Here is a 26,205-nt window from a genome sequence, read left to right on the forward strand (position 1 = left end):
AAAAAAGACATGGGAGTGAAAGGGAAATCATGAAAACTGGATTAAAAAAACAATTATCTGTTGGTCTTGTACTATCCTTACTCGTCCTGTTGCTCGCCGCTTGTGGAAATTCGGAAGCCAAGGCTGATGAAACGAACGGAAATACAAATGCTAAAGAATTAAGCCTGACGGAGATCGAAGCCAAAGCCAAAGAAGAGGGCAGTGTAGTCAGCGTGGGCATGCCGGATTCCTGGGCCAACTGGAAGGATACATGGACTGATATTACAGGCAAGTATGGACTTGCACATTCAGATACAGATATGTCGAGCGCGGAGGAAATTGCCAAGTTCGATGCAGAAAAAGACAAGCCGACTGCAGACATCGGAGACGTAGGTATCGCCTTTGGACCAGTTGCAGTGGATAAAGGCGTAACACAGCCCTACAAAACCTCCCATTGGGACGAAATTCCCGATTGGGCCAAGGATAAGGACGGGAATTGGGTCGTCGGTTACCAAGGCAGTATTGCCTTCCTGACCAACACCAAGCTCGTTGCCAATCCGCCGAAAAGCTGGGAAGATCTGAAGAACGGCGATTATAAAATCATCGTTGGCGATGTGACCAAGGCTGCACAAGCCCAAATGGCTGTACTCGCCGCAGCGATCGCTTTCGGTGGGGATGAGTCGAACATCGAGCCAGGAATTGCCTTCTTCGAGGATTTGGCCAAGAACGGCCGTCTGTCCAATGCAGAGGCTTCGCTCGCCAATATTGAGAAGGGCGAAGTAGAAGTTACGCTGCTGTGGGATTTCAACGCACTGAACTATAGAGACCAGATCAACAAGGATGAATTCGATGTTGCTATTCCGAAGGAAGGCAGTGTCGTGAGCGGTTATGCAACCATTATTAATAAATGGGCTCCACACCCTAACGCCGCAAAGTTAACGCGGGAATACATTCTTAGCGATGAAGGACAGATCAATCTGGCCAAGGGCTATGCCCGCCCTATCCGTGACAGTGTAACGCTGCCGGATGATGTTGCGGCTAAGCTTCTTCCGAAAGAAGAATATGTGAATGCCAAGCCTGTCGGCGATTATAAGGCTTGGGAAGAGACTGCCAAGAGTATTCCGCAGCTGTGGCAGGAACGGGTCCTTGTGCATTTGAACTAGTACTAGCAAAACAGACGGGTAGCACAATAATAAGAAGAGGGGCGCTTTCGTGATCATGGCGGAAGCGTCCATTTCTTAATTTGAGGAGAGTGAACGATGAAACAGAGAAACCGCGGAATGATCCTGGCGCTGATTCCGTTTGCACTGATGGTGCTGGCGTTTCAACTAGTGCCCGTACTCTCCATGCTGACGGGCAGTTTCCGTAGGGAGGATGGGACGGGCTTTACGCTGGGCAACTATCTGCATGCTCTGCAAAGTGCCTACTATATGCAGGCAATTAAGAACAGCCTGTTCATTTCTTTATCCTCCAGCCTGATCGGGATTGCGGTTGGGCTTATATGTGCTTATTGCATTACCCGATTTACGCCAGCGGTTCGTGACCGGCTGCTGATGCTGTCGAATATGACCTCCAATTTCGCCGGTGTTCCGCTGGCCTTCGCCTATATCATTTTGCTGGGCAACAATGGGATATTTACACTGCTGTTCAAGCAGTGGGGGTGGAGTGTATTCTCGGATTTCAATTTGTACAGCTGGAGCGGTCTGGTGCTGGTCTATGTGTATTTCCAGGTTCCGCTGGCATTGTTGCTCTTGTATCCTTCATTCTACGGAATCCGGGAGCAATGGAGGGAGGCCGCTGCTTTGCTGGGAGCAGGCCCCTGGCAGTTCTGGAAGAGTATCGGGCTGCCGATTCTGGCACCGGCGATCTTTGGTACACTCGGAATTTTATTTGCCAATGCCATGGGTGCTTATGCAACAGCTTATGCTTTGGTGGGCGGCAACTATAATTTACTCGCTGTCCGGATCGGCTCTCTGGTTGCCGGAGATGTTGTGAATCAGCCGGAAATGGGCAGTACGCTTGCTGTTCTGCTTGCGCTGTCAACACTGCTGGCCGTCTATCTGAATCATCGAATGGTCAAACGCGCCGAGAGGTTCCGACCGGGGCGATTAAGAAGCAGAAGATCAAAGGCAATGCATTGAGGCGCTTATGGCCCGCAGCGCGAGAGGAGCTGGGACAATGAACCCTACAAAAACGGGCTGGGCACCGCGTACATTTATGCTCCTGTTAATGGTTTATTTATTGCTTCCTCTGCTGGTAACTGGATTATACGCATTTGCCCAGGACTGGCAGAACAGCCTGCTGCCAAACAGCTGGACCCTGAGCTGGTTCAGTGAAATGTTCAAGGATATCCGCTTTGTGGAGGCGCTATGGACATCACTCTATTTATGCCTTATTAGCGTGGTGTTAAGCCTGGCCGTGATGCTTCCGGCTGTATTCGTCATTACCGTTTACCTGCCCCGCCTGGAAAGCTTCATGAAAGGTATTGTAGTTCTGCCTTATGCTGTGCCCGGCGTAGTTGCGGCTGTTGGCCTGATTCGTACTTATTCCTCCGGGCCCTTCGATATTTCCGGAACCTCCTATTTGCTGGTTGGAGCTTATTTTGTGGTCATACTTCCTTATATGTATCAGGGTATTCGCAACAGTCTGTTAACGGTCTCTGCCGTAGAACTGCTGAATGCAGCCGAGCTGCTTGGCGCGCGCCGTAGAAATGCCTTCCTGAATGTGATTTTGCCTAATATTTGGCCGGGCGTTATCGTCTCGACGCTGTTATCCTTCTCCGTGCTGTTCGGTGAATTTGTGCTTACGAACATGCTGGTCGGAGGACATATCCAGACGATTCAGGTGTATTTATATCAACGTGTTGGAGAAAGCGGACATTTAGCCAGTGCGATTGCAATCTCCTATTTTGTCTTTATTCTGGTGCTGTCGATGCTGCTCATGAAGCTTGGCAAGAAAATGCAGGGGGGATACGGGGATGAACGATTTTTTAAAGCTGCAGGGTGTACGCAAAATGTTCGGCAATTCCTGTGTGCTGGACAATGTGGATTTGCAAATCCGTGAAGGGGAGCTGGTGACGCTGCTGGGTCCCTCCGGTTGTGGGAAAAGCACACTGCTGCGCTGTATTGCAGGCCTCTCCGAGCTGGATGGCGGCAGTATCTCGCTGGCAAATAAAGATCTGGGCAAGCAGCCGCCCCGCCTCAGAGAGGTTGGGATGGTGTTTCAATCCTATGCACTGTTTCCGAATCTGACTGCAGGCCAAAACGTTGAGTATGGTATGAAAATGCGCGGCTTATCCAAAGAGGCCCGCCGCCGCCGCTGCGAAGAGCTGCTGGCCCTTGTCGATCTCGAAGATAAACGGGATGTATATCCGCAGTCGCTCTCAGGCGGACAACAGCAACGGGTTGCGTTGGCCCGTTCCCTGGCCGTGCAGCCCAAAGTGCTGCTGCTGGACGAACCCCTAAGTGCGCTCGACGCCAAGATCCGCAAAAACCTGCGGGCGGAAATCCGCGATATCCAGAAGCGCCTCAACATGACGACACTTTTTGTTACCCATGACCAGGAAGAAGCGCTCACCGTATCCGACCGGATATGTATTATGAACAAAGGCCGGATTGTCCAGGAAGGCACTCCGGAGAGTCTCTATACGGAGCCGCGTACTGAGTTTATCGCCAGGTTCATGGGCAGCTATAACGTATTGACCCGACCTGAGGTGATGGCGTTGTTTGGGGGAATTGACAGCTCTGCGGAAAGCTTCGCCATCCGCCCTGAATCGGTCGTGCTGTTCAATGGGCGTACGGTTCATCAAGAGGACATTAATGGAAAAACCCTTGTGGAGGGAACCATCCATTCCGTGTCTGTGCTGGGAAACATCATTCGTTGTGCCGTCGATACTGCCGGTATTCGCCTGACGGTCGATTTGTTAAATGACGGATGCTGGCTAAGGGTAGAAGAACGTGAGAAGGTCACACTGGCACTGGACCCTGCCCAGCTGCTGCATTTGGAAAGAGAAGGCGCATAAACCATCCAAGAGGTTAGGAAAGGCGGAGCCCAAGATGACAGAAGTGGCGAATAAGCTCATCGTTGTTGTGTTAGATGGGCTAAGACATGATGCGGCCCGTAAATACATGGGGTATATGGAGCATCTGGTCGAGCAGAAGCTGGTATCCTGCTATAGAGTCCAATCCGAATTGCCCAGTCTGTCGCGCCCCCTGTATGAAGTGCTTCTTACAGGCACACCGGTTACCAGAAATGGAATCACAGGGAACCATATTATCAGGCTGAGCAATGAGCAAAGCGTATTCCATCTTGCGGTTGCCGCCAACCTGCGTACAGCTGCGGCTGCGTATCATTGGGTCAGTGAGCTGTATAGCTCAGCCCCCTTCAATCCTGTTACGGACCGGCATCAGCACAATGTATTAAAGCCGATTCAGCACGGCAGCTATTATTTCGAGGACCATTATCCGGACAGTCATGTATTCGCGGACGCGGAGTATTTACGCAGTGCCTTTGATCCACATTTTCTCTATATTCATTCCATGAATATTGACGATGCCGGGCATCGCTACGGTGGGGAAAGCAAGGAATATGAGCGAGCTGTCCGCATGGCGGATAACCTGCTGGCCACACTGTTTCCGCTCTGGATGGCGCTAGGTTATCGTATCCTCGTAACAGCGGATCATGGTATGAATGCCAATGGTTTTCACGGAGGCGTCTCTCCTGCTGAGCGGCATGTTCCTTTATATACGTTCGGAGAAGATGTGCTGTCCCCGGAAAAAGAGGTACAGGCGCTGCCGCAGCTGCGGCTCGCGCCCTTAATGTGTCATTGTCTCGGCATAGAGCCTTCTGCTGCGATGAGCAAGGATGGGCTGCCTGCATTTGTGCCGGCGGTATTACAGCAAGAGGAGGATGGAGGAGAAAAGCTATGAAGCTTGATGTCGAATGCTGTTGGTAATATCAAGTATTTTTGGTGAAAAATGAAAAAAAAGTATATTCATCACCATTATAATTCTGTATAATTACTAGTATATTTTACCTATTAGGAGGTTTGCCTGTGAGTAGTTCAAGAATTCTGAAATGGCTTACGGGTTCGTTTGAGCTTATATTGGCAATTCCGCTTCTTGGTGCCGCCATTGTAATCGGAAGTTGGTACAGCGTACTTGGGCTGATGTTTGTTCTGCATCTCGTTACCTTGATTTTATCGTCTAAGAACAGAGAGCCGATTTACGGTTCAGTGCTCGGGATTGTGACTTCTTTATTGGCCTGGATTCCAATTGTGGGCTGGGTACTGCATTTGATCACGGCCATTTTGCTCATGGTAAGTGCATCGCAGAAGTCCCAACACCCTTCAAACCCTACATACCCGGTTTAAGGACTTCGTTTAGTCCAAATAGAACCGCCCTATACAACCCGATTCGGACGTTTATCCGGTCGGGTTGTATTCATGCTATAATGAGGGCACCTTTTAGAAGCAATCACGGAAAGGAGACGCACCACAATGGAAGTAACCGCACAGGAAGTAGCCGAATGGATGGTCAAGGAAATCCGCTTTACGGGTAATTTATATCAGACTGCTGCCATTGAATACGTAAAGGCGAACTTCGGAGAACAGTTTGTATTTGTGAATGAGAATGGCAACGCCTCGCTGTCCAAGGAAGTGAAGAAAGCTTTCCGGAAGCTGCACGGCGGTAAAATCGCTTGGGACCGGGACGGATTTCTGTGGGCCTGGACCTAAAAAAACGACCGTTAAGGGTCGTTTTTTGTGTGCGCATGGGCACAGTTAACAGGAATTTCTCCAGCTAATTCGATGCTTGTTCTAATAAATCTTACAATTAATAAAATTACCGGGATTTCCATCTATATCATGATTGTAGGGATATTTCGCATTATTAACAGGAGTTTTTCCAGTTATATTAAAGCAAGTTGCCCCTTTTACACCGGCACCTCTCTACTGCCCTTTTCCATAGGGGAGCTGCAGAGCGGACAGGGTTTGGTGGACAGGTGATCTTCGGCCCCGCCTGCTTTCACGCGAGTCCAGCCTGGGCATCGTTCACCCGTACAGGTCCAGACAGGTACGGTGTGGGTTCTTCCTGCTGCTGTTCTGCTGGCCGGTAGTGTTCTTGCCGTAACGGTCACGCTTCTGGACGCAGATGCCTCGGAGGAAGCAACGGCAGACCGGAAGGCCGACAGCATAAAGCGGGAGACCTCTGCTTTTTTACCCCGATGCTGGGCAGGCGAGCTGATGAACAGCTCTTCCTTAGCTCTCGTAACGGCTACATACGCCAGCCGCCGTTCTTCCTCCAGCGCCGCCAGGCTTGATGCTCCGCCGCCAGAGACGGCGGTCTTCCGGTCCTTAAACCGATCGCCCTCCAGCGCCGAGCTGTGCGGCAGAATCCCCTCGGAGGCTCCGATAAGGAACACCACGGGAAACTCCAGCCCCTTCGATTTATGAATCGTCATCAGCGCAACCCGGTTACCCTGCTCTTTGGTGCCCGGCTGGCGATGATGCTCATTCCGCTCCGTAATATTTTCGATAAAATCAAGGAAGGCCGGGATGCTGTCGAACCGCTCCGCCGAGGTTTCCAGCTCGTCCAGCATTTCTTTTAACGTTTCCCTGTGCAGTGTGGCCTGATGCCGTTCGTTAGCCTCAATAAAATGATCATAGAACTGTGTACGGATCTGGCGAATCGCTTGTACCGGTGTCAGCTCACGCATATTGCGGATCAGATCGAGCCGCTCTCTAAGCTTGACGCCTTTGAAATCCTCCATGCCGGGCAGCGACATCAGATGGATGAGCGGGCCTTGCTTCGGCTGGATAGCCTCCATATGGCGGATGTGGTTCATCCCTTTTTCCCGGTTCATATACAGAGTGGGCAGAATATTCTCAATCGCTGCAAAATTCCGCCGGTTCACCGTAAGCCGCAAATGATCTACAACTGGAGAAATCAGCCAGTGCTCATAGAGCAGCTGACCTTCGCCATAATCGATATAAGGAATATCACGCAGAAGCAGCAGTTCCAGTAAGGCCCGGTTACTGCTAGAGGCGCGGTACAGCATGGCGAAATCCTTGTATTCGCGCTTGCCGCTCCCGACTTCACTTACAATATGATCGACCATTTGCTCGGCTTCCTCGTCTGCACTTTGCGGTCGCATATACCGGGGCTGGCTTCCGCCGCTTTTGGCCGCTTGCAGGGTTTTGGAGCGCCGCCGTGTGTTGTGCCGGATAATGCCGTTGCCGAGACCGACAATCGCGGGGCCGGAGCGGTAATTGATATCGAGCGTAATCACCTTTGCTCCAGGATACAGCTTCTCGAACTCCAGTATGAACTCGCTACGCGCCCCGTTGAAGGAATAAATCGTCTGATCATCGTCCCCGACCACCATGAGATTATGCTGCGGATGAGATATCATTTTCACCAATTCATATTGCAGGGCGTTCGTATCCTGAAACTCATCGACCATTACATACTGGTATCTCATCTGCAATTCCTGCAAAAGCACCGGCCGCTCCCGCAGCATCCGGTAAGCAATTAACAGGACATCATCGAAATCGATTTTGAAATGGTCAGTTTTCCACTGCTCGTAGATTCTCAGAATTTGTTTCATTTCTTGATCTGCGGTCGTTAATTCCGGGATTTCATCCACCGTGCCCATGTTCATCTTGTGAGAAGAGAGCAGACTCAGCAGCGTTTCCGGCGGATAAGCATCCTTGGGAAGTCCCAGCTCGCGCATAATCTGCTTCAGTAAAATATGCTGACGGCGGGTTTCGCTGAAAATATCCTGCTGCAAGCCTTGTCTGCGCAAGAAATACAGGAAGAAGGAATGAAACGTCCGAGCCTGCAAGGCGGTGGCATCGCGTTCGCTTACCCCGGGCAGCAGGGCAATCCGCTCGCGCATTTCAGCCGCCGCCTTATTGGAAAAGGTCAACAGCAGCAGCTGGCTCGGTGAAATTCCGCGCACAGACAGCAAATAACCGGTTCTGCAGATCAGAACCGATGTTTTGCCGGAGCCTGCACCGGCCAGAGTCAGAAGCGGCCCCGTATGGTGCCTTACGGCTGCAATTTGCGGGAGGTTCAGCAGGATACCGCCCTGCTCCAGCCTGCGGAAAAAAGCCGAGTCCCGGTCCTCCGGTTTCACCAGCTCTCTGCTGGTCTTGGCAGAGGCTATCGCGGCCTCAGGGATACGTTCTCCAGTAGCGCCCAGAGGAATATTATGAAATAAGAGCTTGTTCAATTGAATTCACCTTCGTTTGTTTCTTGTGCCGGTAATTTAGCCAATCTACAATATACCATCCTATTCCCTTTGCTGCACAAGTAAAAAGTGTAAATAGGAGCGTGGTTGATAAATAAAAACCATTAAAGTGGTCATACCAAAGAGCCTCGCAGGAGGCTCTAGTCTGCTCCTTCGAAAGGTATTAAAGCTTTCAACGCCGTCACTAATTCACCCGTAATCGTAATCGTTACAAGGTAGGCATTTTAATTCGAATGCAATCGCAATCGGCTTTCGAGCTAAATGATCTGAATATCATAGACATCAAATTTCCAAAACAGCTATAATTTCATCCATAATACCTATTTTCAAAATAAACTCCAATCGCTTGTTTATTGTTACGGGTGCTGTTTGACATTGATAATGAGAACTATTATCATTATTATTGAGTAACAGAGTGATAATTTTTTTCAATAATAAATCTGTTTGCCTTTGGAGGGTCACGTGGAACAGGGAATCGAGTTTCATCTACAAAGAAATCATAATATTCATTTTACGGAGGAAACTCCCTACAGCCCTATTTGCAGTGGCCTCGATTTGTTACATCCAGCGAGTTTGCAATCTTTTTTGGATGTCTTTGGATCGATGATTAGGTCCCCGAGGCAAGCGGTTACCGGTTCTTTGTTTGGCAAGCGTTACAGTACATTGGCGGCAGGAGCTTTATATAGTTTTACAGTTTCTGATTATGGCGTAAATATTTCGTTAAACGTTCTACAATTATCGTTGATAGATAAGTCATTTCATTTTCATTTGACGAGACGCACGCAAACTATGGCCATAGTAATGGGTTCAACTCGTATACAGCGAAGAAAGCAATATTTAACACATATATTTAATGACAACCTCATTCCAGTTTTTTCAATGGTATCCCGGTATACGGGACTTGATGAATCTGTATTGTGGGGGCATTTGTCTTATTTATTGGCCTATTGGAAAAAGAAATGGGTGAGCCAGGCGAAATCTGAAGAGTTAAAAAGCCGGATTGAAGCGGATTACCGTTACATAATTGACGAAGCAGGTTCGGAGCTTTGTGTAATAAAGAAAAATAGACTGCAGGATGATTTTCGTTGTATACCGGTTCCTCATCATGCAGATCGGTTGATTACAGTACGCAAAAAATGCTGTTTAAACTATTGTTTACCGGGTGAAGACCGATACTGCTATACTTGTCCGAAAATAACGGATGAACGAAGAATCACCAAATATTTGTGCCTTCAACCGATATAAGTAGCGGTAGTAAGCGATGGCATTAAGCACATCCTGATAGGGATGTTTAGCTATTCTTTTTTCAGCTATAATTTTTTTGCTATTAATTGATAATGGTTATCATTATCAATTAATAGCAATGATGGAGGTGAGACGATGCCTAATACGAAGCACAGACTGCTCATTGATGCCTATTCCGCCAGCCCCGAAGAAAAGGAAAAGGTAGTCGCTATGCTTAACCAGATTATCATAGAGATATCCGGCCTGGAACTTTGTTCATCTGTCCAGATTTCCCTTACAGCAGAGGAAGGGGATCGGGAAAAGAACATACAAGAGCTGTCGGAAGATACAAAAGGGGATATACTGTATCCGGAATTAAGCACAAGACAGCAGGAAATTGCCGTGCTGCTCGCTAGCAACTATTCTGTGCAAAAAATCGCCAATCAATTGTATATATCTGAAAATACGGTCAGAAAGCATGTGCAGAATATTAAAAAGTTGCTGGGAATTCACGCATCTGGGGTAGATCTGATCTATGCATTGAAAGGTAGATAGGGAAAGAGTACATAATCGGTTTCGATGATTTTATGGTCGGAAATGATCATTTACAACTTATTTTGTCCAATGATACGATACATATATGATATTGATAATGATTATCAATATCATATTATCCAGGTCGTTATCCAGGGACTAAGGAGGTTGGAAAATGATTACAAAGCAAGCAGCAATGAAAGAAGGTATAAAGGATTCTGTAAAAGATTGTATCGGCGGCACACCCTTAGTTCGATTGAGCAGGCTTTTCCCGCAGCAGTGGATTGAGGTTATCGCGAAGCTGGAGTATATGAACCCGGGAGGAAGTATGAAGGATCGTCCTGCCCGCTATATTATCGAGCAGGGTTTCAAGGAGGGGATCATTCACGAGAATTCGCACTTGATCGAAAGCACATCCGGAAATTTAGGGGTAGCGTTAGCGATGATAGGCCGAATTTATGACTTGAAAGTCACATGTGTAGTAGATCCCAAAATTACCCAAACGAATCTGCATATTTTGCGGCAGATGGGCGCTCAAATCGAAATGGTGGAAGAGCGGGACGATCAGGGAGGATACTTAAAAACGAGAATTAAGCGGGTACAGGAACTAATGCAAGAAACACCCAACGGATTCTGGATTAATCAATATGCCAACGAAAACAATTGGAAAGCGCACTTTCATGGAGCCGGAAGTGAAATTGCAGAGCAACTGGATCATGTGGATTTGTTTATTGCAGGTGTAAGTACTTCCGGCAGCATTATGGGTACGAGTAGAAGGCTGCGGCAGAAGTTTCCGCAAATGAAGGTTGTTGCCGTCGATGCGCTGGGGTCGATTATTTTTAGTCCGGTTGCGGCCCCGAGGGAACTGCCGGGAATTGGCGCAAGCCGTGTGCCGGAGATTTTGAATAAAGCGGAAATCGACAGCGTTATTCATTCTAACGATTGGGAATCTGTCCAAGGCTGCCGGGACCTGCTGTTAAAGGAAGGAATTTTTGCAGGTGGTTCGTCAGGTTCGGTCGTGGCTGCTATTCACAAGCTTATCCCTTCCCTAAAGCCGGAGGGGGAAGGCCGATTCGTATTGTAACGCTTCTGCCAGATCGGGGAGACCGTTACTTGGATACGGTGTATAACGATAAATGGGCATCTAAATTAAAACGATAAAATGGAAGCAGAGGTGTATAGAGATGGAAACAGAACAACTTATTGAAACAAAGAATGAAGCTTGTGAGCCGGGACCTGCGATTTTATTTTTAAACAAGGAGAGTATAGCGAAGTTTGGAGGGGATCATTCGGATATCTATGTGCAGGGGATAACGGAAGCACTGACCCTGCATGCGAAAGGTCAATTTGTCCAGCCGTTGAAGCCGTATTTGCGGGTTGATCCGGAGAAGGGCCATATTGCGGACCGGATTATTGCAATGCCTGCACATGTAGGAGGCGAAACGGCGATTTCCGGCATCAAATGGATCGGCAGTAAGCATGATAATGCGGCAAAGCGTGGAATGGAGCGGGCTAGCGGACTGCTCATCCTCAATGATCCGGCTACTAACTATCCGGTAGCGATTTTGGAGGCGGGGTTGATTAGCAGCATGCGAACGGCTGCGGTGACCGTTGTCGCGGCAAAATACCTGGCACGAAAAGGTTTTAAGAACGTGGCCTGTTTAGGCTGTGGAATCATAGCCAAAACACAGATGCGTTCCATGCTAGAACAATTCTCTCAGATAGAAACGATCTTTTTATTCGATCTGAATAGACATTCTGCGGCAGCATTAAAAGAAGAGTTGAACCGAAGTTTTCCGGCGGTTGACATTGTACTTTCAGATAGCGCCGAGCAGGCGGTTCGTCAGGGGGAAGTCGTAGTAACATGTACGGTTGCGGATCAGCCCTATATTCCTTTTGAATGGCTGAAGAAAGGCACGTTTGTCAGCAATATATCCATTATGGATGTACATAAAGATGTTTTTCTAAAAGCGGATAAAGTAATTGTTGATGATTGGGAGCAGTCCAATCGCGAGAAGAAAATCATTAACCAGCTTGTTTTGGAAGGAACGTTTTCACGTGAAAAATTATATGCCGAACTGGGAGAGATCGTAATAGGCCATAAGCCGGGACGGGAATCGGACGATGAAATCATCGTGCTAAACCCGATGGGGATGGCGATTGAGGATATCGCTTGCGCTCATCTGATTTACCGTAAGGCGCTTGCCGGGAATGCGGGCACCAAGTTAAGCCTTTATTAGGTTTGGGTCCGATGAAGGTGAGCCAACAAGTGAACTTGCTTGAAAGGAGGTAAACAGCATTTGAATACATATCTCATTGGAAGTAATACCTCTTCAGAAATTAAACAGACGTTGGAAGAGCAAGCAGAGAGAATGGTCTTTTGTGATCTGATTAATGCGATGTTTCATGAAAATTTATTGGGTTTTCTTCAAAAAGGTACCGTTTCAACTGAGCGGTTAGACGTATCTGGCTGTGAGTTGTACACGTTGGAAGAAGGAGAGAGCTATTTCTATTTTCCAGTGGATGATAAACGACAAGTGATGTTTCGTGTCCATCAGCAGCGTTTTATTCAAACGTATAAAATCAGCCGTTTACCTGTGGTGCTGCTGATAAATAAGGAAGAATCCGTGATGGCTCAGGGGCTGCATCCAATACCATTTATGCGAATTTTTGCCGATTCTCTTTCTGAAGAGGAACGTAACGACTCTCTGCCTAATTTGCCGGATTTTCTGGATGAATTGAAAGATTCTATCGAGCAAACGTTTATATCACTAGAGGCAATGCTAGCGTATGATCGGAAACCAAATGATTCCGAATCATCTGTCCAACAGATTGAGCGATTTTCCGCGCTGCGAGACCGGCCTTTTCACCCTACTTCACGAGCTAAACGCGGGTGGAACAACGATGAATATCGCCAGTATAGTCCGGAATACGGAAGTTCATTCGGGCTGGATTGGCTAGCTGTCCGTCGTGATTGCATAAAGGCAAGCACACCAGAAGATATAGCAAGCTTCATTTTAAATGATTTTGAACTGGAGACATTGCACTTAGCAGCTAATCAAGCTGGTGTCGATAATGACAGGTATATTCTGCTTCCTGTTCATCCATGGCAGATGGATCATGTTGTGCCGTCAATATATCAAGAAGAAATGGCACAGGGTATTTGCATACCGGTCATCCGGGGATTAGGAGATTTTAAGGCGACATCGTCAGTTCGAGCCTTATCAGCCTCAGGGGATGGGAAATTCCATGTAAAGGTGCCGATTGGCATTTATTCTCTGGGAGCATTGCGTGTTCTCCCGCCGCGCTACCTTCATAACGGTGAAAAAGGTCAAAGATTACTTCAACAAGTCATGAAGAGAGAACCTTTGTTGGATGATCGATTACGTTTATGCAGCGAGTCTAATTGGTGGGGATTCTACGAACCAGATGGCGATCCGTTCCATGATAAACCGGGGCATCTGGCCTGCCTGATCCGTGAGTATCCTTACGATCTGCTTAAGGATAAAGGAGTGGAATTAATTACCATGTCCGCGTTAGCGGTTGTGGATCAAAAAAAACAAAATCCGATATTCGCTCAAATGGGAGCGAATCGATTCGGCAAACATATGGGCGATACACAGGTATTGGAGCTGTTTAGAGAAATTGCCCATGTATTTATTGAGACAACACTTACGTGTTTCCGATATGGAATCATGCCGGAAGTTCACGGCCAGAACGTGATATTAATCCTTCGGAACGGACGGGTTAGCGGCTTGCTATTGCGGGATCATGACACTATTCGGTTACATCTCCCTTGGTTAGAGAGCGAGGGTTTGGCGGATCCCCAATATATTGTCAAGCCGGGTACGCCTAATAGTTTGGTCAATGAGACGCCGGAACAATTGCTCTCCTATTTTCAAACCCTTGGCGTGCAAGTAAATCTTTATGCCATCATGGATGCATTGTCAACAGCGTATTCAATGGATGAGGCTTTGTTCTGGCAGGAGATCAAAAGGGTTATACATACGTGTATATCCGACATCGATTTTCCGTCATCGGTGCGAAACGTAATCGAACAACAACTGCTTGATAGTGAAACCTGGCCTACTCGCCTATTGTTAACACCCCTTTTAAAGAGAACGGGCTCCGGTGGCGGCAGCATGCCTGCAGGAGTAGGTCAAACGCAAAACCCGCTGCAAAGTTTAGGTGTGGAAGATGAATAAATCCTCTTGTTTCCAAAGAAACTTTCAAGTTCTATGGATGGGACAGTTTTTCTCCATTTGCAGCTTGACGGTTATGGTTCCTTTTCTTCCCTTTTTAATGACTGAGTTAGGGGCAGTGACCACTGCGGAGAATCTGTTATGGGCGGGTTTATCTCTTGCAGCTCCCGCTTATATGCTTTGCTTAGTTTCCCCTATATGGGGAAGGTATGGGGATCGCTTTGGAAAGAAGTTGATGGTAGTTAGAGCGTTATTGGGCATTGCGGTGAGTTTAGGGCTAATGGGATGGGCACAGACGCCATTGCAATTTTTTCTTGCGAGACTGCTCCAAGGAGCTTTCGGAGGTGTTGTCGACGCCACTGCCGCCTTTACCGGATCCCAAGCAAATGAGCGAACACAGGGCCGAGTACTGGGCAGTTTACAAAGCGCCACTGCGGCGGGTTCCCTCATTGGCCCGCTTATCGGGGGAACGATGGCTGATTTGTTCGGATTTCAAACCCTACTATGGTGGATGGCTCTATTGACGGGCTTATCCGGATTAGGTGCAGCAATTCTGTTGCGAGAGCCCCATAGAGAGACGGCATCCAATCGTGAGGTGAACATATCCTTAGTAAAAGCATGTAGCAATTTACTGAGGCACCGTAGGGTAAGGAGTTTCCTGCTGGCGGGAATGATGGCGCAGTTTGGAGCATTTGGTTTGGTCACCGTGTTTGCTCCGCGTGTGGAAGGAATGATTGGCTATGCAAACTATGCCGCAACGTGGGTAGGCGTACTGCAAGCGATCACCTGGGGGGCAACGTTGATCGGGTCCCCATGGTGGGGGCGTCGTAATGATCGGATGCAAATAGAAAAAAACGTATGTTTAGCATTAGTTGGATGTGGACTAAGCGTCATTCTGCAAGCATTACCGCCGAATGTGGTCTGGTTGATTCCACTAAGAATTGTACAAGGGTTTTGTTTTGGGGCGCTTATACAATCCATATTTCTTGTGGTCATAAAGGAGTCAAAAAAAGAACATAGGGGAATGAACATAGGTATCGCTAATTCATTTCTCGTGATTGGACAAATTGCCGGTTCGTTATTAGGTGCCGCATTTGGAGCTTTTCTGACAATGGAATGGACATTTGTGATTATTGGGTCTTCGTTTCTATGCGGGTCTGTTTGGCTCGCGATAGGCGCACGGCAGTCCGTGTCCGCTCCGTATATTAAAACCATCATGATGAGGTGGAAAATGAAAGATGATAAACAATATTAAAGAACAAGCTCAAGCAGCAAAAGAAATGGGACGTACATGGGCGCAAATCGCAACGACGGAGAGGTTGTTAAATGCGTATTTGCGGGAAACAGGTAAATTTGATCCAATTCTGCAACCGGATGATCCGAAATGCAAGTGCCTTCCCTCATCCATTCTTGATGAAATAAGCAGGCAAGGGACACCTATGTCCGTAGCACTGGAGTCCACAGGGGTTATCATTTTCGGTGCATTCACCTATTTTTCAGTGTTCGGTCATCACCGCTACGGATTCTCTTTTTGGATAAAACACTTACAATGTGGGGATCTTTTGCAGGTCCAAAGCTGTAAAGAATTGGCCGAGGTATTGTTGAATGAACTTGCTTCGTCAGCCAACATTTCACCGCAGCAAACCGATCTTAAGGAAACGTTGTTGTTCCAATTGGAAAATTCACTGGAAAAGACCAGTACGTATGTAGAGCGTAGTTTTCGTGAAGGTCAATCTTTATGGAATCTGGCGGCTGAAGAACGCTTTTACTCGGCTGAACAATCACTTGTTTACGGCCATCCGTTTCATCCAGCGCCTAAGAGTTCACAAGGTTTTTCCGCTGAAGATTTACTCCAATACGCTCCGGAGATGGGGGCCTCTTTTGTCCTGAATTACTTTGCTTGCGCTCCGGAGATTATTCAAGAATCTTTTTTGCATACGGAGAAGTTAGATCCATCCTGGTTTTCTCCAAAGGTAATAGAAGCAGTCAAACAGCATTTGGGGCCGTCTTGGCAGCAGTACCGATTAATTCCTTGCCATCCGTGGCAAGCAGAGCATTTGAAAAAGTGGCCTGAGGTTCAAAATTTGTTAGACACAGGTAGGCTTGTTGACCTGGGGCTGCTTGGTGACAGGGTTTACCCTACATCGTCCGTTCGTACCGTTTGGGATCCACAACACAAGTATTTCTTCAAGCTGCCGCTTAATGTGCGAATTACCAATTTTATTCGCGTCAATCCGCTTGAGCAGCTGGAGCGAACAATGGATGCCAGCCGGGTGCTTCGTTATCTGTCCGAACAATTACCATTTTCAGAGTTTACGATTTTGCATGAAGAAGGGTATCGCACGCTTGCACCGGATAGCGTAACACCGGAACAAAGAGAAAGATTGGCTGAGAGTTTCGGGTTTATTGTGCGGGAAAATCCGACTGCCTCTCCAGATAATAAAGAGGTACCCCTCGTGGTGGCTTCTTTGTTGGAACAACCGCCACACGCCAATGAGCCGCCCATTATAGAAGCTGTACGTATGGCTGCCTGTCAATACCCAGATCTCAATCAAGGTGAATTTCTAGAGAATTGGTTGAAACAGTACCTGGATATATCGCTAGTCCCGCTATTATGGTTGTTTATCGAACATGGAGTAAGCATTGAAGCTCATGTTCAAAATTCTATAGTTGCTCTTCGCGACGGATGGCCGGTTCACTTCTATGTCCGCGATCTTGAAGGCGTCAGCATCGGCCACAAACGTGCCCGGGAGCAAGCTATGTTCAATCACAGGATTGCTGAACAAAGTCCTGTTCTCTATACAGAGGAAGAAGCTTGGGACCGTTTCAAGTATTATGTCGTAGTCAATCATCTCGGGCATCTGATTCATACCCTGGCCTATTACGGGTCGACGGATGAAATGGCACTTTGGAAGGTAGTAGCCGAAGTAGTTCAAACCTCGAGTCTATTACAAAAGAGTGTAAATAGTTCTTACCTTCTGGATCTGATAGAGAATGAAGGATTACCTGCCAAAGCCAACTTCATTAGCTGTTTTCATCAAAGAGGCGAAAGACCATTGTATGTGACTATACCCAATCCGCTTATTACGTTCAGGGGGAAAGTATGAATAATAAAAGTGCAGAATTGATAAAAGATTTTACTTACCAACCGTCCATCGTGGATGCTGCGATCCAGTCAAACCAGTTTGTTACGGTAAGGCGACGAATTTTTCGCCAATTAATTGAGGCGTTACTCTACGAGGGAGTGATTACAGCTGAGATTGAGCAGGTGGACGGAGAAACGGGTTACCGCATTCCTGCCCAAGATGAAAAGGGCCAATCTGTCATCTACCTATGCCGCGGACAACGACGATCAACATTCGGACGAATTCGTCTGACTGACGAATTGATTATCCGTATGGTTGATGATATGTGCCAAGAAGCAGACTCGTTGGCCCAATTCTTACTTGAAATTCGTGGATCATTAGGTGCTGATGAAGGACGTTTGATCACGTTCATCAACGAGTTGGAACATACCCTGCTTAAAGACACGTTGGCACAGCATTATCGCCATCAAGAGGGTAGAACTCTCCACGCAAGCAGTTATGATGAATTAGAAGGAGATATTATGGACGGCCACCCTTACCATCCCAGTTACAAATCGAGAATCGGTTTTGATTATATGGAACAATACGAATATGGCCCTGAATTTAAAGGAGAGCTCTATCCAGTGTGGGTAGCGGTCGATAAAAAACATACCTGCATATCCATCTCAAGAGAAATGGACTATCAAAGCTTTCTTATCGATGAACTGGGAGAGGAACTATTTATCTCGTTTGTAGAGACCGTAAGAAGAAGAGGGCTTGATCCGAAGGAATATTTGTTTATGCCTATCCATCCTTGGCAGTGGAAGAAGATCATTACGACGGCTATGTTAGAGGATTTAAGGGAGAATCACCTGATTTTGCTAGGGGTATCCGATGACCGTTATCGGCCGCAGCAGTCGATTCGGACGTTGGCTAATTATACTTCGCCGGAAAAAATGTATTTGAAGTTATCCATGAATTTAATCAATACGTCCACTAGCCGCATTCTGGCTCCCCATACGGTATCTAACGCTTCGGCCATTTCCGACTGGTTAAAAGAGTTGGTAACAACAGATCCCTATTTGAGTCGTGAGGCAAGAATCGTATTGTTACGGGAGGTCATGGGTATTTCCTATGATCGCCCAGCCCGTTCGAATTTGCTCCAATCGAATACCTACGGAATCATGGGCTGCATCTGGAGAGAAAGCTTGCATCGTTTCCTGGAATCAGGGGAAGAGGCGCTTCCTTTTAATGGTCTTTGCCATGTTGAATTAAACGGTAAACCGTTGATAGAATCTTGGATTCGCCGCTATGGTGCGGAAGAGTGGTTAACAAGGTTGTTTGAAACAAGCATCCTCCCGATTATCCATCTGCTGTATGCCCATGGAATCGCGGTGGAGTCCCATGCGCAGAATATGGTGCTGATCCATAGAGATGGAATGCCTGAGCGGATCGCACTCAAAGATTTTCACGATGGCATTCGCTTTTCAAAAACACATCTGGTTGAACCGGACAAATGCCCGGAGTTACTCGGAACACCTGATTATCATGCTCGTATTAACCGTAATTCATTTATTGAAACAGATGATCTTGTAGCTGTTCGCGACTTTATGCACGATGCTTTCTTCTTCATTAATATAGGGGAATTGGCTTTATTAATGGCTGATGCTTTTGATTATCCCGAGCAAAAGTTTTGGGGCTTGGTACGCCAGGTTATTGAAGCATATCAAGAACGCTTTCCCGAATTGTCCGATCGGTACCAATTATTTGATCTGTTTGCTCCATGGATTGAGGTGGAACAACTTGCAAAGAGGCGACTGTTTCCCGATACAGAGCTAAGGGTTCACAAAGTACCCAATCCATTAGCAGTGTCTAAGTAAACCCGTGATGATTGGAGAGTATTTTATATGCTGGGAGATAACGCTCTAAAACGTAAACTGCTTGAAGGAAAAGCGGTGTACGGCTTGTTTTGCTCCATTCCTTCACCTATTATGGTCGAGATGATCGGATGTGCGGGGTTTGACTTCGTCATTATTGACACAGAACATGTCCTAATTAATCCGGAGACGTTGGAAAACATGATTCGGGCAGCCGAGACGACCCATATTACTCCATTGGTAAGAGTTGCCGATGCCAATCCTGGGACTATTCTACGTGTTCTAGACGCCGGTGCGCAAGGGGTGGTTGTGCCGCACGTCCAAAGTAAGGAAGAGGCTGAGAACATTGTCCGTTTCAGCCGGTACTACCCGCTAGGTACACGAAGTTTAAACAGCGGTCGTCCCGGGTCTTTCGGCAAAAACGATTTGGTTGCCTATATGGAGCGGGCAAATAAAGAAATCATGGTTATTCCCATGATTGAAAGCAGGGAAGGTGTTGATCAAGCGGATGACATTCTAGCCGTTCCAGGGATTGATATGGTATTGGAAGGGGCTGCGGATCTTTCACAATCGTACGGGATACCGTGGCAAACCCGCGGGGAAGCGGTCAAAGATGCATTGCACCAGATTCAATCCGCTGCCTGTCGACATGGGGTGCCTTACTGCGCAATTCCGCGCGCTATAGAGGATATGGATATGTGGCGGGAAAGAGGTGTACGGGCCTACGTACTGGGTGACGAACGCGGCACAGCGTTCCGAGCGCTGCGGAACCAATTGAATATGTTTAAAGACCAACAGGCGGAACTATTAAGAAAGGGGGAAGTTGATGAACAGAGTAGTTGAGTATATCCGACAAGTAAAAGAAGAAAGCTCAAAGCCGGTTTGCGCTTTTCTCTACGATTTGAATCATTTGCGTCAATATGTGAAACGGAGGGTTGAATCGCTTCCTTCACCCTGCCAGCTTTTTTATGCGATCAAGGCCAATTCGGAACGATCCATTATTGAGACACTTGCACCCATTGTTCACGGCTTTGAAGTGGCATCACTTGGTGAAATTCTTAAAATAAGATCGGTTTCACCCGATATCCCCATCTTATTTGGCGGACCGGGAAAAACGAATGAAGAAATTGAGGGAGCTATTCAACATCATGTTAGCTTAATCCATGTGGAAAGTCTTGATGAACTGCAAAGGATTGATTATATAGCAAAGCATAGGGGAGTAGTTGTACCGATTCTTTTACGTGTAAATTTACGAGGCCCTTTTCCAAATGCCACACTAGCCATGGCAGGACGTCCCACTCAATTTGGGATTGACGAAGAAATCATAACTGAAGCCATTCGCATGGCGCGATCGTTACAAGGCGTTAAGCTGGAAGGTTTTCATTTTCACTCTCTTTCAAACAATTTGGATGCGCTGAAACATACTGAACTTGTTGCTTACTACTTCCAGGTAGTAAAGAACTGGATAAGAGAGTTTGATTTGCAGATTTCCTATCTCAATGCCGGAGGAGGTATTGGGGTGAATTACGCTGATTTACAGCAGCAATTCGATTGGGATCTGTTTGTTAGCGGCTTGGCAACCTTGTTGGAGAAGCAATTACCGCCAGGTATGCGTGTTCTGTTTGAATGCGGGCGTTACTTGACTGCTCCCAGCGGTTATTACGCTGCGGAAGTGTTGGATATCAAACAAAATCACGGAAAAAAATACGCCGTGATCAGAGGAGGCACTCATCATTTTCGTCTTCCTTCTTCTTGGCAGCATAGTCATCCATTTGTTGTTATTAAAACAGAGCAATGGGAGTATCCGTTTCAGCGAAGAGAATACCAAAATTGCGAGTTGACAGTAGTAGGGCAGCTTTGTACACCAAAGGATATATTGGCTAAAGATGTTGCGGTATCCAGCATACGAACAGGGGATATCCTTTGTTTCCAGTATGCCGGAGCGTATGGATGGGCTATCTCCCATCATGATTTTCTCAGTCACCCGCACCCTGATCATATTTATTTAGATTGAAAAGTTTTTATTGACAATGATTGGATGAGTACTATAAAATAATTTTTGTTGGAATGATAATGATTATCATCCATTCTCTTTTTTTGAAGTCTATTGAGAATGATTATTATTCTAAGTACAGCTATCATTACATAGAATTGAAAGGTGGATAAACAGAAATGAACACAGGATTTATACGTTATGTACTAACCGGAATTTTTGCTTTTGCCATGATTTTTGGAAACTTCCCAACTGCTTTGGTGGAAGCAGCAGGGAACATCAAAGTTACGAAGGATGGGGAATCTCTTTCCTTCGACGCAGCGCCGCAAGTGATACAGGGGCGAACAATGGTTCCTTACCGTGGGATTGCTGCCAGTCTTGACGGAAAAGTAAGCTGGAACGCTAAAACAAAAAGCGTTACTGTTGTAAAAGGAGACACCATTGTTAAACTGAAGATAGGATCAAAGATTGCTTACAAAAACAATCAAATAATACAACTTGATGTAGCTCCTATAGCTATGAAGGGTACTACGCTTGTTCCGCTCCGTTTTATCTCTGAAGCCTATGGTCTTTGGGTTAAGTGGGACAGCAGCAGTAAAACGGTATCGATTAAAAGTAAATTGACCCTACAAACTTCAGTAGGTGAAGTAACCTTAAACCACATCCCAGAACGTGTTGTTGTGTTGGATATGTATTTACTAGATATTGTAACTTCACTAGGAATTGAGCCTGTTGGTATTGCACAAGAGGACGCAGTGAAAAAATCGCTTCCCGATTACCTTGATAAGTATATAAAACATCAGTTTACTTGGGTGGGAGACCGTAAACAGCCCAGCACGGAAGTCATCGCGAGCCTTAAGCCGGACCTTATTATCGGTGATGTAAAACGTCATAAAGAAGCATACAATGTTTTATCCGGAATTGCTCCGACCGCTTTATTTACCGGTGCTGGCGATGACGATTGGAAAGCCATTATTAATAAACTGGGCGACGCATTTGGTGCCGATGACAAATCAAAAGCTGTGCTTGCTGATTATTACAAGAAAGTCTCTTCAGCTAAAGCCGCTATCTCAAAAGAAGGTGCAGTAAAAGTTCTCCCTGTAGGTAACTATGCGAAAAATCAAGTGCGTATCTTTACTACGGATTCATTTACCGGCGATGTTTTGAAAGAAATCGGATTAAACATTACGTTCAGTGCTGCAGGAAAACCTGACGCGTACATCTCTAGAGAAAAGCTTCCTGAGATTCAAACGGATGTAATCTTCCTTTTGGAGAGCCCGAAGTGGACGGAAAATATCGACTTGGAAACCGCTCCGATTTGGAAAGACCTAGCCGTTATAAAGGCCGGCAAGGTGAAAAAAGTTAGCTTGGAAACTTGGACATTCTACCGGGGACCATTAGCTGCAAAAGTGATTATTAGCGATGCAGTCGGTTACTTAACAAAGTAAAACAACATCTAAAAGAAGATATCCAACGGCGTGAGAGAAGGACATTTCCTGCTCACGTCGTTTCCCATTAGGAGATGAACGGATATGCGTTCCAATCATTACAAAAGTATTCTAGTGCTATGTTTGGGACTAGGTACACTTTTAGTAGCTATCTTATTCTCTATCCGTTATGGAGTAGCGGATCTAACCAATAGCACAGTAATTGACGCCCTTTTTCACTATAACAGTGATTTACAGCAGCACCAAATTGTTCATGATCTTCGTCTGCCTAGAGTATTGGCAGCAGTCATGGTCGGAGCCGCTATGGCGATCTCAGGTGCAATGCTCCAGGCCATAACGGATAACGCTTTGGCGGCGCCGGAAATTTTAGGTATTAACTGGGGTGTGGCCCTTACGATTTTAGTTGCGAATTTATATCTGCCTTGGGTACCTGCGGAGTGGATCCCGATTATGGCATTTTGCGGCGGTGGATTGACGATGCTGTTGGTTTGGGGCATTGGTTCACTCGGTTCACGAGGAACTTCATCCGTGAAACTGGCTTTGGCTGGAGTTGCGATCTCTGCACTTGTAAGTACAATGATTGAAGGGATTATTCTTGTAAACTCTCAGAACGCCTATGCGCTTTCTTATTTGATAAAAGGAAGCGTAGCAGGGATAGAATGGCGTGATATTCAATTTTTATATCCATGGATGATAACGGGTTCCATAGCTGCTCTTATGTTAACAGGAAAACTTAACTTACTACGCCTAGGAGATGAAGTGGCAAAGGGGCTTGGATTGCGGGTACGTATGATCCGTTTGGTTTCTTCCATAGTTGTGGTTGTATTAGCAGGTTCCGCTGTGGCTGTATCGGGTCCAATTGCCTTTATTGGGCTAGTGGTTCCACATATAACCCGATTTATTGTAGGGGTTGACGAACGATGGGTAATTCCATGTTCCGGCGTTTTTGGGGCGCTTTTACTTGTTCTTGCCGATCTCGTAACCCGCCTTGTATTTGATCCAGAGGAGGTATCGGTATCGATACTTATGTCGATCATTGGGGCGACATTTTTTATCTACCTTTTGCGCTCAAGGAGGATTACATGAAGCTGATTGTAAACCCCCGCCAACCCGTACTCTCTCGGCCAAGTACCCCATGGTGGGTAATAGCTCTGGCTCTACTTCTTTTATTATTCATGATCTCCATTATCAGTACGGCCTTGGGAGCCGTGCGATTAAGTATAAGGGATATCTTACATGTGTGGTTGGGCGGAGAATTGGAACAAACACAGCAAATCATTATGGAAATGCGTATGCCGCGTGTACTTATAGCGGTACTTGTCGGTGGTGCTCTCGCCATGTCCGGGGCGATTTTTCAGGCTATTACTCGTAACAATCTTGCCTCCCCCGACATTATTGGTGTAAGTAATGGAGCGGGATTAATGGCTGTTATCCTTATCGTCTTATTTCCCGCTGCACCCCCCGGAGTTCTTCCTATTTTTGCTTTTATAGGAGGGGCAACTGCGGCTTTGGCCATCTACTTGTTAACATGGCGTAACGGTATCGAACCCAATAAATTGATTATGATGGGAATTGCCATCTCTGCTTTATGTTTGGCTGCCCGCGAAGCAGTAGTTCTTAAAGCTCCTGATGATTTGGAGACCGCTTTATTCTGGTTAGTAGGTTCAGTTTGGGGGCAGGGTTCTGAACGTTTGATAAGTATCTTACCTTGGTTTTTAAGTTTGTTTACTCTTGCTTTAGTCATTACAAGGCCATTAGCTGTACTTCAATTAGGGGATAAAGTCGCTCGAGGCTTAGGAAGCAAGGTGGAGTTGATTCGATTGCTCGCTTCGGTGATTGGAGTGGGATTAGCAGGCTGTGCGATTGCTGTTGCCGGGAACATCGGATTTGTAGGTTTGTTAGGGCCGCATATAGCCAGATTGTTGGTTGGTCCCGATGTACGGCGTGTGTTACCGGTTGCAGCGTTGATCGGAGCTATTGTTACAGTTTCGGCAGATACGCTCGGTCGAATCGTATTAGCGCCAGCAGAACTGCCGGCAGGATTGCTGACTGCTCTCATAGGAGCCCCTTACTTCCTATGGTTATTATACCGAGAACGATAACAAATCAAAGCTAATGGGGGGAACAAGGTGAAACAATTACATACCATGGATTTGGAATTGGCTTATGAGGATAGAACCATTGTCAAAGGACTTAACTTGCAGATTCCACCCGGAAAAATTACGGCCTTGGTAGGAAGAAACGGATCAGGCAAATCAACAATCCTGCAATCGCTCGCGCGGCTCCTCCGCCCAAAATCCGGTACTGTCTATCTTGATGGTAAGTCTATCCATACTCAAGCAACACGTGAAGTTGCCAAGTCATTGGCAATTTTACCGCAGGGACCGGAAGCTCCCGAAGGATTGACGGTGGAAGGATTAGTTTCTCACGGACGCTATCCCTATCAAAAGTTAATCGGCGGTAAATCGGAAGAAGATCAGCGAATGGTACAGTGGGCACTTGAAGTTACAGGTACGGCTGAGTTGGCGGACCGGCCACTTACCGCTTTATCAGGAGGTCAAAGGCAGCGGGTCTGGATCGCGATGGCATTAGCACAAGATACGGAACTATTATTATTAGATGAACCGACTACCTTTCTGGATATGGCTCATCAGTTAGAAGTGCTTGAGTTGCTGAAAAAGCTAAACATGGAAGCAAACCGTACCATTGTCATGGTTGTTCACGATTTAAACCATGCTGCCAGGTATGCGGACCATCTGGTGACCATCTATAACGGAGAGATTGTATCGGAAGGTCCGCCACAAGTGGTCCTCAACTCGGAAATGCTTGAAAAGGTATTCGGTGTAAAAAGTCACATCATCTATGATCCGGAAACAAACACACCTTTGTGTATCCCGTATAAGCTTGTCAGTCAGGATCCAAAAGATGAGGGTAAGCAGTCCATGGAAAAAATGGCAGTAAACAAATAACGTTTAAATTACGAGAGGAGAAACAACGATAACATGTGGAACAATACGTTAATAAGAAGATGGTGTTTGGCGGCCTTCACCATTCTCGTAGTCATTTATATAGCAGGCTGCAGTAATCCGTCTGCAAAAAGTACAAGTAATGAGCAATCCGGTTCAGAAACAGGCCAAGAAACACCTCAAACATCAGGAAAGGAACATAAGCTTGGTGATACGGTGGTTGTTGATAAACTAAGATACAAGGTAAGTTCTGCCTCAACTCAAAAGAAGATTGGAAACGATAGTGACAATAAAACAACAGATCAACAGTTTATTGTTTTGCAAGTTACGATTGCCAATACCGGTACAGCAGCACAGTTGGTTGATCCGTCTCTTTTTAAACTGAAGGATGGACAGGCCAGAGAGTTTGAACCGATGTTCGATGGGGACATGTATGTAAACCAGGGAAATATTTTTTTCTTGCAAGATGTAAATCCTGATTCTCCGCGCGAAGGAAACATCGTTTTTGAAGTGCCTGCCGATGCAACCCAATTGAAATTATTCGTTCAATCAGGAATTGGATTCGAGGGAAATCACATCGGAACGATCGATCTAGGTACAATAGCAGGCAAATAGCCCGTACCCGCTTATATAGTCGTTGCGTGAGCAAACTTGGAGGAAAATATTG

Annotated in this window: 23 protein-coding genes; 22 read left to right on the forward strand and 1 reads right to left on the reverse strand. The window is 46.5% G+C overall.

Going from position 1 to position 26,205, the window contains the following annotated elements; all coding sequences use genetic code 11:
- The first annotated feature begins 29 nt into the window (after nucleotides 1–29).
- From PaeBR_RS01380 to PaeBR_RS01410, 7 genes are all read left to right on the forward strand, one after another.
- Nucleotides 30–1,142, forward strand: a complete 1,113-nt coding sequence (locus PaeBR_RS01380; RefSeq protein ID WP_410513153.1) for an ABC transporter substrate-binding protein — start codon at nucleotides 30–32, stop codon at nucleotides 1,140–1,142.
- 96 nt (nucleotides 1,143–1,238) lie between these two features.
- The gene (locus PaeBR_RS01385) at nucleotides 1,239–2,120 is read left to right on the forward strand and encodes an ABC transporter permease (protein ID WP_410513154.1); all 882 of its coding nucleotides are present in this window, start codon (nucleotides 1,239–1,241) and stop codon (nucleotides 2,118–2,120) included.
- 37 nt (nucleotides 2,121–2,157) lie between these two features.
- Nucleotides 2,158–3,042: an ABC transporter permease gene (locus PaeBR_RS01390; RefSeq protein ID WP_410513155.1), complete on the forward strand. Its 885-nt coding sequence runs from the start codon at nucleotides 2,158–2,160 to the stop codon at nucleotides 3,040–3,042.
- Nucleotides 2,957–4,000 (forward strand): ABC transporter ATP-binding protein, encoded by a 1,044-nt coding sequence (locus tag PaeBR_RS01395; protein ID WP_410513156.1) that lies wholly within the window; start codon nucleotides 2,957–2,959, stop codon nucleotides 3,998–4,000. Before PaeBR_RS01390 ends, PaeBR_RS01395 begins: the two co-directional genes overlap by 86 nt.
- Before the next feature lie 34 nt (nucleotides 4,001–4,034).
- Entirely contained in the window at nucleotides 4,035–4,907 is an 873-nt protein-coding gene (locus tag PaeBR_RS01400; RefSeq protein WP_410513157.1) for an alkaline phosphatase family protein, read from the forward strand.
- Between the two features lie 125 nt (nucleotides 4,908–5,032).
- Entirely contained in the window at nucleotides 5,033–5,350 is a 318-nt protein-coding gene (locus PaeBR_RS01405; RefSeq protein WP_410513158.1) for a hypothetical protein, read from the forward strand.
- Nucleotides 5,351–5,476: 126 nt separating this feature from the next.
- Nucleotides 5,477–5,713: a DUF6953 family protein gene (locus PaeBR_RS01410; protein WP_410513159.1), complete on the forward strand. Its 237-nt coding sequence runs from the start codon at nucleotides 5,477–5,479 to the stop codon at nucleotides 5,711–5,713.
- A 197-nt stretch (nucleotides 5,714–5,910) separates the two neighbouring features.
- On the opposite strand, the gene PaeBR_RS01415 is transcribed toward PaeBR_RS01410, so the two are convergent.
- Nucleotides 5,911–8,211: a UvrD-helicase domain-containing protein gene (locus tag PaeBR_RS01415; protein WP_410513160.1), complete on the reverse strand. Its 2,301-nt coding sequence runs from the start codon at nucleotides 8,209–8,211 to the stop codon at nucleotides 5,911–5,913.
- A gap of 480 nt (nucleotides 8,212–8,691) precedes the next feature.
- On the opposite strand from PaeBR_RS01415, the gene PaeBR_RS01420 reads away from it, so the two are divergent.
- The 15 genes from PaeBR_RS01420 to PaeBR_RS01490 all read left to right on the forward strand — a co-directional run bounded on the left by PaeBR_RS01420 (nucleotide 8,692) and on the right by PaeBR_RS01490 (nucleotide 26,153).
- Nucleotides 8,692–9,474, forward strand: a complete 783-nt coding sequence (locus tag PaeBR_RS01420) for a hypothetical protein (protein ID WP_410513161.1) — start codon at nucleotides 8,692–8,694, stop codon at nucleotides 9,472–9,474.
- A gap of 135 nt (nucleotides 9,475–9,609) precedes the next feature.
- Nucleotides 9,610–10,008 carry a LuxR C-terminal-related transcriptional regulator gene (locus PaeBR_RS01425; protein WP_410513162.1) on the forward strand — a complete coding sequence of 133 codons (399 nt, stop codon included), beginning with the start codon at nucleotides 9,610–9,612 and terminating at the stop codon, nucleotides 10,006–10,008.
- Nucleotides 10,009–10,162: 154 nt separating this feature from the next.
- Entirely contained in the window at nucleotides 10,163–11,071 is a 909-nt protein-coding gene (sbnA, locus tag PaeBR_RS01430) for a 2,3-diaminopropionate biosynthesis protein SbnA (protein ID WP_410513163.1), read from the forward strand.
- A 100-nt stretch (nucleotides 11,072–11,171) separates the two neighbouring features.
- Nucleotides 11,172–12,227 (forward strand): 2,3-diaminopropionate biosynthesis protein SbnB, encoded by a 1,056-nt coding sequence (sbnB, locus tag PaeBR_RS01435; RefSeq protein WP_410513164.1) that lies wholly within the window; start codon nucleotides 11,172–11,174, stop codon nucleotides 12,225–12,227.
- A 60-nt stretch (nucleotides 12,228–12,287) separates the two neighbouring features.
- Complete coding sequence (locus PaeBR_RS01440; protein ID WP_410513165.1) at nucleotides 12,288–14,192, forward strand: IucA/IucC family protein; 1,905 nt, start codon at nucleotides 12,288–12,290, stop codon at nucleotides 14,190–14,192.
- On the forward strand, nucleotides 14,185–15,444 hold the full coding sequence (locus tag PaeBR_RS01445; protein WP_410513166.1) for an MFS transporter: 1,260 nt from the start codon (nucleotides 14,185–14,187) through the stop codon (nucleotides 15,442–15,444). Before PaeBR_RS01440 ends, PaeBR_RS01445 begins: the two co-directional genes overlap by 8 nt.
- Nucleotides 15,428–17,296, forward strand: a complete 1,869-nt coding sequence (locus tag PaeBR_RS01450; RefSeq protein WP_410513167.1) for an IucA/IucC family protein — start codon at nucleotides 15,428–15,430, stop codon at nucleotides 17,294–17,296. The genes PaeBR_RS01445 and PaeBR_RS01450 overlap by 17 nt, the downstream gene beginning before the upstream one ends.
- On the forward strand, nucleotides 17,293–19,134 hold the full coding sequence (locus PaeBR_RS01455; protein WP_410513168.1) for an IucA/IucC family protein: 1,842 nt from the start codon (nucleotides 17,293–17,295) through the stop codon (nucleotides 19,132–19,134). The genes PaeBR_RS01450 and PaeBR_RS01455 overlap by 4 nt, the downstream gene beginning before the upstream one ends.
- Before the next feature lie 27 nt (nucleotides 19,135–19,161).
- Nucleotides 19,162–19,974: an HpcH/HpaI aldolase family protein gene (locus tag PaeBR_RS01460; RefSeq protein ID WP_410513169.1), complete on the forward strand. Its 813-nt coding sequence runs from the start codon at nucleotides 19,162–19,164 to the stop codon at nucleotides 19,972–19,974.
- Nucleotides 19,958–21,145, forward strand: coding sequence for a type III PLP-dependent enzyme (locus PaeBR_RS01465; RefSeq protein ID WP_410513170.1), 1,188 nt, complete (start codon nucleotides 19,958–19,960; stop codon nucleotides 21,143–21,145). Before PaeBR_RS01460 ends, PaeBR_RS01465 begins: the two co-directional genes overlap by 17 nt.
- A gap of 158 nt (nucleotides 21,146–21,303) precedes the next feature.
- Nucleotides 21,304–22,572 carry a stalk domain-containing protein gene (locus tag PaeBR_RS01470; RefSeq protein ID WP_410513171.1) on the forward strand — a complete coding sequence of 423 codons (1,269 nt, stop codon included), beginning with the start codon at nucleotides 21,304–21,306 and terminating at the stop codon, nucleotides 22,570–22,572.
- An 84-nt stretch (nucleotides 22,573–22,656) separates the two neighbouring features.
- Entirely contained in the window at nucleotides 22,657–23,658 is a 1,002-nt protein-coding gene (locus PaeBR_RS01475) for a FecCD family ABC transporter permease (protein ID WP_410513172.1), read from the forward strand.
- Entirely contained in the window at nucleotides 23,655–24,674 is a 1,020-nt protein-coding gene (locus PaeBR_RS01480) for a FecCD family ABC transporter permease (RefSeq protein WP_410513173.1), read from the forward strand. Before PaeBR_RS01475 ends, PaeBR_RS01480 begins: the two co-directional genes overlap by 4 nt.
- 27 nt (nucleotides 24,675–24,701) lie before the next feature.
- The gene (locus tag PaeBR_RS01485; protein ID WP_410513174.1) at nucleotides 24,702–25,541 is read left to right on the forward strand and encodes an ABC transporter ATP-binding protein; all 840 of its coding nucleotides are present in this window, start codon (nucleotides 24,702–24,704) and stop codon (nucleotides 25,539–25,541) included.
- Between the two features lie 33 nt (nucleotides 25,542–25,574).
- Complete coding sequence (locus PaeBR_RS01490) at nucleotides 25,575–26,153, forward strand: DUF4352 domain-containing protein (protein WP_410513175.1); 579 nt, start codon at nucleotides 25,575–25,577, stop codon at nucleotides 26,151–26,153.
- Nucleotides 26,154–26,205 lie beyond the last annotated feature (52 nt).

Origin of the sequence: Paenibacillus sp. BR2-3 (assembly GCF_046529485.1) — a bacterium.
Taxonomy (GTDB): Bacteria; Bacillota; Bacilli; order Paenibacillales; family Paenibacillaceae; genus Paenibacillus_AQ.